This is a genomic window from Salinicola sp. DM10 (assembly GCF_017306975.2).
GTDB lineage: Bacteria > Pseudomonadota > Gammaproteobacteria > Pseudomonadales > Halomonadaceae > Salinicola.
Genome location: NZ_JAFLEN020000001.1, coordinates 791,405 through 805,105, shown reverse-complemented (window position 1 = coordinate 805,105; position 13,701 = coordinate 791,405). Strand labels below are relative to the sequence as shown.

13 protein-coding genes are annotated in these 13,701 nt (G+C 68.6%); 5 read left to right on the top strand and 8 right to left on the bottom strand.

Going from position 1 to position 13,701, the window contains the following annotated elements:
- Positions 1 to 22: 22 nt before the first annotated feature.
- Positions 23 to 937 carry a LysR family transcriptional regulator ArgP gene (locus tag J0A90_RS03560; protein WP_207037096.1) on the bottom strand — a complete coding sequence of 305 codons (915 nt, stop codon included), beginning with the start codon at positions 935 to 937 and terminating at the stop codon, positions 23 to 25.
- A gap of 94 nt (positions 938 to 1,031) precedes the next feature.
- Between J0A90_RS03560 and J0A90_RS03555 the strand changes: the two genes are divergently transcribed.
- Complete coding sequence (locus tag J0A90_RS03555; protein WP_207037097.1) at positions 1,032 to 1,682, top strand: LysE/ArgO family amino acid transporter; 651 nt, start codon at positions 1,032 to 1,034, stop codon at positions 1,680 to 1,682.
- A 48-nt stretch (positions 1,683 to 1,730) separates the two neighbouring features.
- Here the strand turns inward: J0A90_RS03555 and J0A90_RS03550 are convergent, their stop codons facing one another.
- Together J0A90_RS03550 and J0A90_RS03545 are read right to left on the bottom strand one after the other, a co-directional pair.
- Positions 1,731 to 3,098 carry a TrkH family potassium uptake protein gene (locus J0A90_RS03550; protein WP_207037098.1) on the bottom strand — a complete coding sequence of 456 codons (1,368 nt, stop codon included), beginning with the start codon at positions 3,096 to 3,098 and terminating at the stop codon, positions 1,731 to 1,733.
- Positions 3,099 to 3,141: 43 nt separating this feature from the next.
- Complete coding sequence (locus tag J0A90_RS03545) at positions 3,142 to 3,798, bottom strand: TrkA family potassium uptake protein (protein WP_035469539.1); 657 nt, start codon at positions 3,796 to 3,798, stop codon at positions 3,142 to 3,144.
- A 257-nt stretch (positions 3,799 to 4,055) separates the two neighbouring features.
- Here J0A90_RS03545 and J0A90_RS03540 point away from each other — a divergent pair, with 257 nt between their 5' ends.
- Positions 4,056 to 5,507 carry a sodium-dependent transporter gene (locus J0A90_RS03540; protein ID WP_207037099.1) on the top strand — a complete coding sequence of 484 codons (1,452 nt, stop codon included), beginning with the start codon at positions 4,056 to 4,058 and terminating at the stop codon, positions 5,505 to 5,507.
- Positions 5,508 to 5,590: 83 nt separating this feature from the next.
- Here J0A90_RS03540 and J0A90_RS03535 read toward each other — a convergent pair whose 3' ends face one another.
- Positions 5,591 to 6,394, bottom strand: coding sequence for an SIMPL domain-containing protein (locus J0A90_RS03535; protein ID WP_207037100.1), 804 nt, complete (start codon positions 6,392 to 6,394; stop codon positions 5,591 to 5,593).
- A 137-nt stretch (positions 6,395 to 6,531) separates the two neighbouring features.
- On the opposite strand from J0A90_RS03535, the gene J0A90_RS03530 reads away from it, so the two are divergent.
- Positions 6,532 to 7,527: a cobalamin-binding protein gene (locus J0A90_RS03530; RefSeq protein WP_207037101.1), complete on the top strand. Its 996-nt coding sequence runs from the start codon at positions 6,532 to 6,534 to the stop codon at positions 7,525 to 7,527.
- A 62-nt stretch (positions 7,528 to 7,589) separates the two neighbouring features.
- Here J0A90_RS03530 and cobO read toward each other — a convergent pair whose 3' ends face one another.
- The 4 genes from cobO to J0A90_RS03510 form a co-directional block, all read right to left on the bottom strand.
- The gene (gene cobO, locus J0A90_RS03525) at positions 7,590 to 8,189 is read right to left on the bottom strand and encodes a cob(I)yrinic acid a,c-diamide adenosyltransferase (RefSeq protein WP_207037102.1); all 600 of its coding nucleotides are present in this window, start codon (positions 8,187 to 8,189) and stop codon (positions 7,590 to 7,592) included.
- 57 nt (positions 8,190 to 8,246) lie between these two features.
- Positions 8,247 to 8,567, bottom strand: a complete 321-nt coding sequence (locus tag J0A90_RS03520; RefSeq protein ID WP_207037103.1) for a helix-turn-helix domain-containing protein — start codon at positions 8,565 to 8,567, stop codon at positions 8,247 to 8,249.
- A gap of 77 nt (positions 8,568 to 8,644) precedes the next feature.
- Positions 8,645 to 9,628: an SDR family NAD(P)-dependent oxidoreductase gene (locus J0A90_RS03515; protein ID WP_207037104.1), complete on the bottom strand. Its 984-nt coding sequence runs from the start codon at positions 9,626 to 9,628 to the stop codon at positions 8,645 to 8,647.
- A gap of 37 nt (positions 9,629 to 9,665) precedes the next feature.
- Positions 9,666 to 11,285, bottom strand: coding sequence for a glycosyltransferase family 39 protein (locus tag J0A90_RS03510; RefSeq protein ID WP_207037105.1), 1,620 nt, complete (start codon positions 11,283 to 11,285; stop codon positions 9,666 to 9,668).
- 297 nt (positions 11,286 to 11,582) lie between these two features.
- Here J0A90_RS03510 and J0A90_RS03505 point away from each other — a divergent pair, with 297 nt between their 5' ends.
- Positions 11,583 to 12,245, top strand: coding sequence for a response regulator (locus J0A90_RS03505; protein WP_207037106.1), 663 nt, complete (start codon positions 11,583 to 11,585; stop codon positions 12,243 to 12,245).
- Positions 12,242 to 13,675, top strand: a complete 1,434-nt coding sequence (locus J0A90_RS03500; protein ID WP_207037107.1) for an ATP-binding protein — start codon at positions 12,242 to 12,244, stop codon at positions 13,673 to 13,675. Before J0A90_RS03505 ends, J0A90_RS03500 begins: the two co-directional genes overlap by 4 nt.
- Positions 13,676 to 13,701: the final 26 nt, after the last annotated feature.

Sequence of the window (13,701 nt, the reverse complement as noted above, 5' to 3'; positions counted from 1 at the left end):
CGCCTGACATGAGACTCGCTAATCAGGCGTACGCGCCGGGGCCTGGCGACGCTTCCATGGGCAGCAGCCAGTCATCGCTGGCAGAGAACAGGTGGACGGTGAGCGCGTCCAGCAGCTCGCCGCCGTGGCGCCAGAAGTGCCAGTAGAGGGGCACGTCCAGCGGCCGGCCGGGGTCGAGATCGACCAGCTCGCCGTGCTTCAGGGCGGTCTGCGCCTGGCACTCCGGGATCAGCGCATAGCCGATGCCCGCCAGCACCATGTGCAGTACCCCTTCCGATGACGGGCACAGATGATGGGGAAAGGGCTCCTTGAAGCCCTGGCTGTCGAGGTAGCGCTGCTGCAGGCGATCGTCGGGGCCGTAGAGAATCGCCGGTGCCCGCGCTAGCGCCTGGGTCGACACCCCCTCGGGGAAATAGCGCTCGGCGAAGCCGGGGCTGGCGGCGACCCGGTAGCGCATATGTCCCAGCGGGCGCGAGCGGGCGCCCTGCACCGGACGCGCGGTGGCGCAGATGCAGCCGGCGACCTCGCCATCGCGCATGCGCCGTAGGGCCACTTCCTGATCGTCGACCACCAGATCGAGCAGCACTCCGCGGCGATGGCAGAAGTCACCGATGGTCGGCGCCCACCAGGTTGCCAGGCTGTCGGCGTTGATCGCCAGACGCAGGCGCTGGGTGCCCTCGCCGAGGGCGGGGATGCGATCGAGCAGATCGTGTTCGAGCAGACGCACCTGCTGGGCGTGATTGAGCAGCCGTTGACCCAGCGGTGTGGGCAGCAGTCGCGGCGTGCGCACCACCACCGGCTGACCCAGGCGCGCCTCGAGCAGCTTGATGCGTTGCGACACCGCCGACTGGGTCAGATTGAGCTGCTGCGCCCCGCGTTCGAACCCGCCCTGGTCGACGATCGCCGCGAGAGCTTCGAGTAGCTTGTAGTCGAGCATTAGGGTTCCTAATGATCCATTAGGGGTTTTAACTTCAGTTAATACAGCATAGCACGCCATTCTGCGGGCCTCTGCCCATCCCAGGACCTATCGCATGAACCTCTCCGTCGACGCCGGATTCGCCCCTGACGCAATCGCCGCCGCGCCGCTTGGCGACTCACTGCTGCAGGGGCTGGTGATCGGCGCCGGGTTGATCGTGGCGATCGGCGCCCAGAATGCCTTTGTCCTGCGTCAGGGGCTGCGCCGGGAGTACGCGCTACGGGTGGCGGCCATCTGCGCGCTGTGCGATCTGGCGCTGATCGCGCTCGGCGTGGCGGGGTTCGCGCCGCTGCTGGCAGCCAACCCGCTGTTGATGAAGTTGGCGCGCTGGGGTGGGGTCGTCTGGCTCTGCTGGCAGGCGTGGCTGGCACTGGGGCGCGCGCGTCGGCCGCAGGGGCTGTCGCCGGCGGCAGGGGCCGGTAACAGCGCGCGCCGGGTCGTGCTGGCGACCCTCGGCGTGACGCTGCTGAATCCGCATGTCTATCTCGACACCCTGGTGATGCTGGGGCTGATCGGCAACCAGCAGGCGAGCCCGCCGGCTTTTGTCGTCGGCGCGGCGCTGGCTTCGCTGCTCTGGTTCTTCGGTCTGGTGGGGTTGGCCCAGTGGCTGGCGCCACGCCTGCGCGACCCGCGCTGGTGGCGCGGTATCGACCTCGGCGTGGCGCTGGTGATGCTGTGGGTGGCGCTGCATCTGGCCCTGGGCTGACGGCGCGGCCGCGCGGCCCGGGGCCATGCCGTCCAGCGGCGCCTCGGCTCAGCCGATCTGTATATCGCCGCGCGCGTAGCGCACGCCGCGGGCCCGCCGCGTGGCCAGGAAGTAACCCACCGAGAGTGGCCCCACGCGCCCCAGCAGCATGGTCAGCCCGAGCAGGAACTGACCCGGCAGCGAGAGATCGCTGGTGACGCCGCGCGACAGCCCCACGGTGCCGAAGGCGGAGACGGTCTCGAAGGCGAGATCCAGAAACGGTTTGTCGGCGTCGGTGATGGTCAGTCCGAACAGTGCGAGCACCACCAGCAGCACCCCCGCCAGGGCTACGGTGATCGCCTTGATCACCGTCTCCTGTGGGATCGAGCGGCCGAACGCCGTGGGCTGCTCGGTGTTGCGGTAGAAGGCGCGAGCGGTCAGCAACAGCACCACGAAGGTGGTGATCTTGATCCCGCTGGCGGTGGAGCTGGAACCGGCACCGATGAACATCAGCACCATGGTCAACAGGGTCGAGGCGTTGGTGAGCGACCCGGTATCGAGGGTATTGAAGCCCGCGGTACGCGGGGTGACCGCCTGGAACCAGGCAGCCTGGACCCGGCCGAAGATATCGCCGATGGCGCCCAGCGTCTTGGGGTTCGACCACTCCAGCCCGAGCAGGATGGCGGTGGCGATCAGGTTGAGCCACAGCGTGGCCAGCAGCACCACCTTGGTCTGCATCGCCAGGCGCGACCAGCGGCGCTGGCGATAGATATCGCTGACCACCACGAAGCCCAGGCCGCCGACGATGAACAGCAGTGTGATCACGCCGTTGACCAGTGGGTCGTCGACCTCGCCCATGAGGCTGTCGGACCAGGTCGAGAAGCCGGCGTTGTTGAACGCCGAGACAGCGTGGAACAGGCTGTGCCAGAGGCCCAGGCGCCAGCCGTACTCGGGCACCCAGTGAGCCGCCAGCAGCGCGGTGCCCAGGCTCTCCACCAGCAGCGCGAACAGGATCACCAGATTGACCAGATGGCGCACGTCGCTGAAGGCGATCTCGCCGAGGGCCTCGCGCACCAGATTCTGCTGCTGGATCGGCAGGCGCGCGCCGATCAGCAGTACCGTCAGCGCGGCGAAGGTCATGAAGCCGAGCCCGCCGATCTGGATCAGGACCAGCAGCACCGCCTGGCCGGTGAAGGTGAGATCGTGGCCGACGTCGATCACGCTGAGCCCCGTCACGGTGACCGCCGAGGTCGCGGTGAACAGCGCCTCGTGCCAGGCCAGCGGGCGTACCGCGCTGCCCGGCAGCCACAGCAGCAGCGCCCCCAGCGCGCACAGCAGGGCGAAGCCGAGCAGCAGCACCTCCGGCGGTGACAGGCGCAGGACGCGGCCGTGGGGCGCCCGGCGCAGCGGTTTGCGCAGGCGTTGCCAGCGTCTCATCGGCGCCCCCCCGTGTAGCGGGTAGCAACCCGCGGTAAACCGCTCATATCTGCTTGCCGATTTCGCGCAGGGCGTCGAGATCGCCCATCAGCACCAGGTTGTCGCCGGCCTGCAGTGTGGTGTCATCCGAGGGGTTCTGGATCACCTCTTCGCCGCGCTTGATCGCCACCAGAAACAGCGAGTCAGGATCGATCGCCAGTTCGGCCACGCTCTTGCAGTTGTCGACCAGCCGTTCGGTGGTCTCGACCTCGACGATGAACTGGCGCTCGCCGAGGCGGATGAAGTCGACCATGGCGTGGTAGTTGAGGCTCTCCGCCACGCGCACGCCGGCGTCGTACTCGGGGTATATGACGCGGTCGGCGCCGAGCCGCTTGAGCAGCTTGTAGTGGGCATCGCTGTGCGCCTTGGCCCAGATCTCCTTGGCTCCCAGCTCCTTGACGTGGAGGGTGCAGATCACGCTCGCCTCGAGGTTGCCGTCGACATCGATCACCACCGCGTCGTAGGACTCCAGCGACAGCTCGGCGAGCGCCTTCTCGTCGGTGAGGTCGGCGATCACGGCGTGGTCGAGCAGGTCCGAGAGGGCATCGACGCGCGACTCGTCGCGATCGACGCCGAGAATCTGGTTCTGGTGACGCTTGAGCTCGCGGGCCACGGTGCTGCCGAAGTAGCCCAGGCCGAGAATGGCGAATTGCCGGGACATCGATCACTCCTCGTATCGCCCGCCACGGTGCGGACGCAGATCCGCAGCTTGGCACAAGCCGCGGCATCGGCCAAACCGCGACAGGCACTGCCCGGCATCGAGACACGCTGCCAGGCACCGAGACTCGCGGCTGTCGCATCGACGCCGGGCCGACGGTACAATCCCCGCCGCATTTTCGCAGGCGCGGCCATCGGGACCGTGTCATCGCGCTCCATTCGCTGCCTGGTCCGTCAGGCGCGCTTTGCGTTCGAGGAATCATGACCGACACCGCACCCACCAAGACCCTCTGGCTCGGCCGCTGGGGTTTCGTGCTCGCCGCCACCGGCTCCTCCGTGGGCCTGGGCAACATCTGGAAATTCCCCTACATGACCGGCGAGTACGGCGGCGGCGCCTTCGTGCTGGTCTATCTGCTGTGCATCGCTGCCATCGGCGTGCCGGTGATGATGGCCGAGATCGCCCTCGGCCGCCGTGGTCGCGGCAGCCCGGTGGATGCGATCCGCCGGGTGGCGCGGGAGTCGGGGCGCAGCGGGCTGTGGTCGGCCTTCGGCTGGATGGCGATGCTGTGCGGCTTCATGGTGCTGTCGTTCTATGTGGTGGTCGCCGGCTGGTCGGTCTCCTATCTGTGGAAGGCGGTCACCGGCGGACTGCAGGCGGATAGCGTCGATGGCATGGCGGCGATCTTCACGAAGAACAACGCCAACCCCTGGAACCTGGGCTTCTGGAGCACCCTGGTGACGATTGCCACCATGGCGATCGTCGGCAAGGGCGTGCAGGCGGGGATCGAGCGCAGCGTGCGCTGGATGATGCCGGGGCTGGTGGTGATGCTGGCGATCATGATCGTCTATGCGCTGTTCAGCGGCGGCTTCGGCGCCGGCTTCCACTTCCTGTTCGCCTTCGACCCGCAGAAGCTGACCGGGCCTGCGGTACTCGCGGCGATGGGGCACGCCTTCTTCACCCTGTCGCTGGCCTCCGGTGCGATCCTGACCTACGGCGCCTACCTGCCGGCGCAGCAGTCGATCGGCCGTACCACGCTGACGGTGGCGCTCTGCGACACCCTGGTCGCGCTGATGGCGGGGCTGGCGATCTTCCCGGTGATCTTCGCCAATGGCATGGATCCGGCCTCCGGCCCCGGACTGATCTTCATGAGCCTGCCGTTGGCCTTCGCGCAGATGCCCCTCGGCGGTGTGGTCGAGATAGTGTTCTTCCTGATGCTGGCGGTGGCGGCGCTGACCTCGGCGATCTCGATGATCGAGGCGACCGTGGCCTGGCTCAATCAGAGCCATGGCATCGCCCGGCGGCATGCCGCCTGGGGCGTGGGGATCGTGCTGTGGCTGGTGAGCACGCTGGCGATGCTGTCGTTCAATATCGGCGCCGACTGGACCCTGGCCGGCAAGACCGTGTTCGACTGGCTCGACTTCCTCACCTCACGCCTGATGATGCCGCTCGGCGGACTGGGCACGGCGCTGCTGGCCGGCTTCGTGCTGCGGCGTGAGGTGGTGCGTGAGGAGCTGGGGCTGCCCGGCGGCGTATTCGCGCTGTGGCAGTTCGTGATCCGCTATGTCAGCCCGCTGGCGATCCTCGTGGTATTCCTGGATGCGCTGGGCTGGCTGGGCGCCGGCTTCGATCTGCGCTGGGTTGCGGCGATCCTGCTGCTGGCGCTGATCGGTGAGATCGCGCTGGGGCGCGCGACGCAGCGTCAGGCGTCGTAACACCCATCGAGTGAGGCAGATCTCTTGAGAAGCCCTCTGCGCCGCGGGGCGCGCGGCGCAGAGGGCGGGCTCGACCGGCAGTGTCAGTCGTCGATCGACCAGGTCACGTTGACCCCGGCATCGATGTCGATCTCGCCGCTGCGGTACTCCGCTGCGCTACCGGCGCTATCCTCGGCGGCGGCGCGCATCATCATCTGCGGCTTGAAGCTGGGCGCGGTGGTCTCCTCGACGCTGATCACGTCGCCGAGATCCACGTCCAGGGTCTTGGCCATCAGCTTGGCCTTGGCTCGGGCGCGTTCGAGCGCCTGAGCCAGTGCCCGGTCATCGGCGGCGTCGCTGTCCTTGAGCCCGTAGGTGACGCCATCGAGGGAATCGACGCCGGCCGTGGTGAGGGCATCGAGTACCCGCGGCAGCCGCTCCAGATCGTCCAGCGTGAGGGTGATCGGACGCTCCAGCTGGGTGCGCACCTGCGGCGGCTGAGTGTCGTCGCCACGCTGCGGTGACGGTACATAGTCGGGCCGCACGCTGAGCGATCCGGCGCGGATGGCGTCACGCGGAATGCCGGCCTTCTCCAGCGTGCGGATCAGCTCGCCGGTGCGCTGCTCGAGCCGCTCGCGGGCCTGCTTGAGCGCGGCGGCGTCGCCGCTGGTCTCGCTGCCCTGGGCCTGCGCCGGGGTGCGCTCCCACAACCGTGCATTGAGGGTCGCGGTATCGGGGGCGACGCTCAGGGTGGCGTTGGCCTGGACGCGCAGCTCATGCGGGGTCTTGTCGGCCAGTGCCGGGGTGGCCAGGCTCAGGCCCGCCAACAGGCCGACGGCACCCAGACCGATGGTCCGCGGCAGACGGCGCGTGAGCGGGCGGGCGGCGTTGGAGCGGTAGCGAATCATGGCGTTTCCTTACTCGCGTTACTGACTTCCAGAGTTCACGGTGCCGGTGGCAGCAGACTGCCATCGCCGACGCACGGTGGGCTTAGCCTCTCATGCTATGCTCGCCGGCGCCCATGTCCCAAGCGAGAAGGGTCGCCATGCGCGCTTTTTCCCCAATCATTCGCCTTATCGCCAGCCATCTGCTCTGGCATCTCGGCTTTTTTCAGGCGCAACGTCCCTGTCGGCCGCAATTTTCGTGGCTGGCCCATGGCTGGGGGGGCGTCCTGCTCGTTCTGCTGGCGTTTCCCGCGCAGGCGCAGATCCGGGTGGTCGACGATCAGGGTGACACCTTGACGCTGGCCGCGCCGGCCCAGCGTATCGTCGCGCTGGCGCCGCACCTGGTCGAGGATGCCTTTGCCGTCGGGGCCGGTGCCGAGCTGGTCGGGGTGATCGCCGGCAGCGACTATCCACCGGCGGCGCGTGAGCTGCCCCGGGTCGGCAGCTATCGCGGCATTCCGCTGGAGGCGGTGGTCTCGGCGCAGCCGGATCTGGTGCTGGCGTGGGGCAGCGGCACCCCGGATGCGCTGGTGCGCCAGCTCCAGGCGCTGGGGATTCCGGTCTACCGCAGCGAGCCGCGGCGGCTTGCCGACATCGCCGGCAACCTGCGCGATATCGGCCTGCTGAGCGGCCATCCGGCGGCGGGGGAGCGCGCCGCCGCGCGCTTCGAACGGGCCCTGCTGGAGAGTCGCCAGCGGCTGACGCCGGCGCCGCGGGTGTTCTATCAATTGGGGCAGGCGCCGCTGACCACCCTGGCCGATGGTCAGATCGTGACCCGGGTGATCCGCCACTGTGGCGGTGAGCCGCTGTTTGCCGACGCCCCGGTGCTGGTGCCGGAGATCGGCTGGGAGGCGCTGCTGCTGGCGCGCCCTGAGGTGATTGTCGCCGCCGCGCGGGACGACGCCTGGCAGGCGTTCTGGGCCGGGCACGAGGCGCTGCCGGCGGTGGCTGCCGGCACTCTTTACAGCCTCGACCCGGACGCGATCAGCCGCCCCGGGCCGCGGCTGGCGCAGGCCGCACGCCAACTCTGTGCGGACCTTGCCGATGCCGCCGCGCGGCTGGCATCCCCCAGCCCCGGTCAACGGCAGGCCCAGTAGACGACACGCGCAGTCGTCGCGGGCTCAATGGTCGTCGTTGCGATCAATAGTCGTGGCTGGGATCAATAGTCGATACCGCGGCGGGCCTGGATGCCGGCATCGAAGGCGTGCTTGACGTCCTGCATCTCGCTCACCGTGTCCGCCATCTCGATCAGCTCACGATGGGCGTTGCGCCCGGTGACGATCACGCTCTGCTCCGGCGGCCTGGCGGCGATCGCCTGGCGCACCGTGTCGATATCGAGATAGCCGAACTTGAGCATGTAGGTGATCTCGTCGAGCACCACCAGATAGACCTCGGGATCGGCGAGCAGGCGCGCGGCGTCTTGCCACACCGCCTGGCAGGCGGCGGTATCGCTCTCCCGGTTCTGGGTCTCCCAGGTAAAACCGGTGGCCATGATCGATACTTCGAGACGGGGGTCATCGGCCAGCCGCTCGCGCTCGCCGCACTCCCACAGCCCCTTGATGAACTGCACCACGCCGACGCGATAGCCGTAACCCAGGGCGCGGGTCACCGTGCCCCAGGCGGCGGTGGTCTTGCCCTTGCCGTTGCCGGTGAATACCAGCAGCAGGCCGCGCTGCTGGTCGGCGGCGGCGATCTTGTCGTCGACATGGGCCTTGAGTTTCTGCATCGCGCGCTGATGGCGCTGCTGACGGTCGGTCATGCTGGCTCCTGGCTGGCGATTCCTGTCTGACGGCGAGACACGCGCGCGGGCGTCGCCTTACTCGGCGGGCGTGGTGGGCGGCGGCGGATAGCCCAGGGTCTGGGCCAGGGCGGCGGCGTGGGTGGCGATCCACTCGGCCGATAGCGGACCCCAGTCGTGGATCACGTAGCGCCCGCTGAGGTGGCGCGCGCCGGGCGTCTGCTCGAACTCGCAGCGGATATCGAGCTCGCCCAGGGCGGCGAGGGTGTCCTGGGCAGTGCGCCGCGGCATGCCGGTGGCGGCCACCAGCGCCGGGACGCTGGTGGCGAGCCCCGCGTCGATCAGGTAGGCGACGTAGAGACGGCGATAGAAGCTGGTGCGAGTCTTGCTGAGCGACATGCGCAGGGCTCTGGCTGCTGGCTGGGGGCTCATCCTACGATATGCGCGCAGCGACGACGAGCCCGCCGCGGCGGGGCTCAGTCTCCCATCACCCGCTGCATCAGCGGGCGCTGCTCGCGGTACCAGGCGGCGAAGCGCTCGATGCCGGTCTCCAGCGGCACCTGCGGCACATGGCCGGTGGCTTCGCGCAGGCGCGTGGTGTCGGCCCAGGTGCGTTCGATGTCGCCCGGCTGCATCGGCTGGAAATCGCGCGGTGCGCGGGCGTCCAGGGCGCTTTCCAGGGTGTCGATGAAGTCGAGCAGGGCCACCGGGTCGCCGCGGCCGACGTTGTAGAGCGCGTGCGGTGCGTCGGTGTCGCCGGCGGGGGCGTGTGGCAGCAGCCGCACCAGGCTCTCGACGATGTCGTCGATATAGGTGAAATCCCGCGCCATGCGGCCATGGTTGAACACCGCGATGGGGTCACCGCGCAGCAGGCGCTCGGCGAACAGGCATGGCGCCATGTCCGGGCGCCCCCAGGGGCCGTAGACGGTGAAGAAGCGCAGGCCGGTGGCGGGCAGGCGATGCAGGTCGGCATAGCTGTAGGCCATCATCTCGTTGGCGCGCTTGGTCGCGGCGTAGAGCGAGGCCGGGGTATCGACCGGGTCGCTCTCGCAGAACGGCAGCCGCTGCTGCCGCCCGTAGACCGAGCTGGAAGACGCGTAGAGCAGATGCTCGACCGCGTGGCGCTGGCACACGTCGAGCAGGTTGAGAAAGCCGGTGAGATTGCTGTGGCCGTACTGGTGCGGGTGGCTGACCGAGTAGCGCACCCCGGCCTGGGCCGCCAGGTGCATCACGTGGGTGAAGCGTTCCCGCGCGAACAGCGCATCCAGCGCGGCGAGGTCGGCGATATCCAGGCGCACGAAGGGCACCTTGCCGAGGCGTTCGAGGCGCGCCTGCTTGAGCGCCACCGCGTAATAGTCGTTGAGGTTGTCCAGCGCGACCACGCTATGGCCCTCGGCGGCGAGGCGCCGGGTGAGATGAAAGCCGATGAAGCCGGCGGCGCCGGTGACGAGAATTTTCATGCAGGATCCTGAGGAACGGGGCCGACCACGCCGGCGCTCAAGGCGCCGGCGTGGTATTGCCGCAGAGCGCCGACTGGCCGGCGTGGAAGAGTGCGCGGGTGGGCAGGATATCGAGCTTGCCGCCGCGGTAGTCGAAGGTGTGCACCGCGCTGATGTCGGCGATGTAGCGCTGCCAGTCACGCTCGCGGCCGACGATCCAGGCGTCCGGGTGGGCCTGATGCAGGGCGCAGGCATCCTGGGGCGAGCCGAGGGTCGCCAGCGGCTGCTCTAGACGTCCGGCGAACTGGAAGGTGGCCTGATAGTTGCCGTCGAAGGCCACCGGTTTGCCTTCCAGCTGCAGCTGGGCGATCAGCTCGCCCGGGCGGGTCACGTCGTAGCGCTGCCATAGCGGCGCCAGCATCAGCTGCGCCAGGATCAGCAGCGCGATGCCGCTGCCCAGCGCCAGCCCGCGGGCGGCGATACTGCGCTTGGCGGGTCGCCAGCGCCACACGATCGCCCCCCAGGCGATCAACGCCAGGCTGCCGAACAGCGACAGCGTGGTGGCATCCAGCACGCCATGGCCGAACAGCGCAAGGCCCAGCCCCATTGCCCCCAGGGCGATGATCGCCGCGGCTACCGCGCGCACCCGGCGCGGGCGCTCGTCCTCGGGTTGCGCCAGCCGGTCCATCACCATCAGCGCCAGCGCCGGCAGCAGCGGCATCAAGTAGTGAATCTGCTTGCCGCTGATCAGCGAGAACAGCACGAAGGGCACCAGCGCCCAGATCCACATCAGCCGCTGGTGACGCTGGCGCGGCCGGCGCGGCCAGGCTGCCGGCCACAGCGACCACGGGAACAGCAGCACCGGCAGCCACGGCAAATACCACCACAGCGGCCGAGCATGGGCCATGGAGTCGTGCAGGCGATCGACGCTCTGACCCCACAGCAGCTCGCGGGCGTAGGCGTGCCCACCGATCACGGCGGCGCTCAGGGCCCAGGCGGCGAGCATGGCGATGCCCAGGGTCAGGGCCAGCAGCAGGCGCCGGCGCCCGCCGGGACCCAGCGGCTCGGCGCGCCACCAGCGCAGGCCGAGCAGGATCGGGCCGAAGGTGACGAACACCGCCGGGCCCTTGGCGAGCAGGGCCAGGCCCAGCCAGACGCCGCAGCGCAGTGCGCGCCGAGGCGTCAGCGCGCCGCTCACCAGCGGGCTGATCGCACCCAGCAGGCAGGCGGTGAGCAGGATGTCGAACATCAGCGCGCCGCTGTAGAGGTTCCACATCAGCATCGCCATCAGCACCAGCGGTGCCACGCGGGCGCGGCTGCCGGCATAGCCCAGGCGCCGGGCGATGCGATAGAGGTGCTGCATCGCCACCAGCGCCGCCAGCGGCGCGATCAGCTTGGGCCACCAGGCGTTGACGCCGAACACCCCCCAGCCGGCCTGGATCAGCCAGAACAGCAGCGGCGGCTTGTCCGAGTAGGGCTCGCCGTTCATCAACGGCAGCACCCAGGAGTGGGCGTGCCACATCTCCCAGGCGACCGAGACGTAGCGGGTCTCGTCGATCGGCATCAGCGGACGCGACAGCGCGCCGATGACCGCCAGCGTCCATAGCAGGGCGATGGCCAGGGTATCGCGGTAGCGGGCGTCCCAGCACAGGGTGGGGAGGCTTAGGCTTTTCTTCAAGGTCGTCATCACGGCTCTGGGCTCTCTACCTGACTCGGCGGCTACTGTGTACGCTGAGTCTTAACGCAATATTACTGTCGTGGCGATCTGGGAAGCGTGTAGTGGGACTAACTATGGAACGCGGGGGGCCCGGCGTGCCGGGCCCGTGGCAGGCTAAGGAAGCGTTAAGCTGGTTGTGACTCAATGAGCGCGTGATAGCGTCGCCAGGAGCCTGCCATCGGTTCGCTGGCGCAGGTTCGTACGGCACGCCGGGCGGACAACGCTCTCCAGACAACGAAAAGGAAGTGGACGACGACGATGCGCGTACTGTTGGTGGAGGATGATCCGCTATTGGGGGATGGCATTCGCACGGCCCTGATTCGCGAGGGCTACGTGGTGGACTGGCTCACCCGCGGGCGCGAGGCACTGGAGGCAGTCAAGATCGAGCCGTTCTCGCTGGTGGTGCTCGACCTGGGCCTGCCGGATATCGACGGTCTGGCGGTACTCAAGGAGATCCGCCGTCAATCCGCGCTGCCGGTTTTGATCCTGACCGCCCGGGACGCCGTCGAGCAGCGCATCGAGGGCCTCGACGCGGGCGCCGACGACTACGTGCTCAAGCCCTTCGATCTGCAGGAGCTGCTCGCCCGCATGCGCGTGGTGACCCGGCGTGCCGAGGGGCGTTCGACCCAGCTCTTGACCATCGGGCGGCTCTCCATCGATGAATCCCAGCACGAGGTCACCTGGAAGGGTGAGCCGGTCGTTCTGGGGCGGCGCGAGTTCGCGCTGCTGCTCGAGCTGGCACGCCATCGCGACAAGGTGATGTCGCGGCCCAAGCTCGAAAGCCTGCTCTACGGCTGGGGAGAAGAGGTCGGCTCCAATGCACTGGAGGTGCATGTGCACCACCTGCGGCGCAAGCTCGACAAGCAGCTGATCACCACCGTGCGCGGCATCGGCTATCGGTTGGACAGCCGCGTGGCATGACCTCGATTCGACGCTATCTGAATTGGGCGCTGGCCACGCTGCTGCTGGTGGTGATGTCGCTGGCGGTGACCGCGGCCTACTTCGTCACCCGTCACGAGATGGAAGAGATCTTCGACGCTCAGCTGAGTCTGCAGGGGCGTATCGTCGCCGGCCTGGTGACCGAGCGCACCACCTCGGACGAGTACGCTAGGATCGCCGCGCAGCTCTCCCAGCCGGGCCACTTCGCACGCTGGTACGGCAGCACCGGCAATCTGCTCACCGACCTGGCCGCGCCCGCGCTCTACGACCACGAAGAGAAGATGATCTCGCTGGGGGTGTGGAGCGACAGCGGCCGGCCCATTCTGATGGGCGCGCGCTGGCACGACGATGCCGATGGTACCAGCTTCCCTGCGCCCCGCCACGAAGGCCACCGCTGGGTCAGCTATCAGGAGCATCGCTGGCGCACCTTCAGCATGCCGATCGCCGGCGGACGCTGGCTCAGTATCGGCCTGCGCGATGCCTTCCAGAGCGAGCTGTTCAACAAGGTCGCCCTGGGCAATTTCGTGCCGCTGCTGCTGACGCTGCCGATCCTGTTGTGGCTGATGGCGCGTCTGATCCGGCGCGGCCTGGCGCCGATCGAGGAGCTCTCGCGTCAGGTCGAGGCGCGGGACGAAAAGGACCTGCGCCCGATTCGGGTCGCGGTGCCCCAGGAGCTACAGGCGCTACGCGGCGCGCTCAACGACTTCATCGACCGGCTGGGGCAGACCCTGGAGCGCGAGCGCCGCTTCACCGCGGACGCGGCCCACGAACTGCGCACGCCGCTGGCGGCGCTGAAGATTCATCTCGATAACGCGCGTTTCGGCGAACCCAGCGCGCTGGACAAGGCCTACAACGGGATCGAGCGGTTGCAGCGGGTGGTCGAACAGCTGCTGCTGCTGGCGCGCCTGGAGCTGGATGATCAGGGCGCGGCGCCAGAGACGGTGGAGCTCTCTTCGCTGGTGCTCGATCTGGCCGCCGAACTGTGGCCGCTGGCGGAGTCGCAGCAGCAGACGCTGGAGATCGCCGAGAACCCGGCGCTGAGTCTCGAGGGCAATGCCACCGAGCTGGGCATTCTCGTCCGTAATCTGCTCGACAATGCGCTGCGCTATACCCCGGAGGGGGGGCGGGTCGAAGTGGCCATGGGTCAGACTGCGGACCGGCGGCCGTGGCTGTCTATCCGCGATAGCGGCCCGGGGATCCCCGAGGCGCTGCTCGAGGCGGTGACCCAGCGCTTCCAGCGTGCCGCCGACCAGCGCATCAGCGGTAGCGGCCTGGGGCTCTCCATCGCGGTCGAGATCGCCGAGCGTCAGCAGTTGAATATGAGGCTGTCCAACCGGCCCGAGGGCGGCCTGGAAGTCAGGTTGGTGTGGGACAAGCCGGTGATCGCGCCTCGCGCGCCGGATACGGTGTGATAGAACGAGGTTGTGGCGGAGGCTGA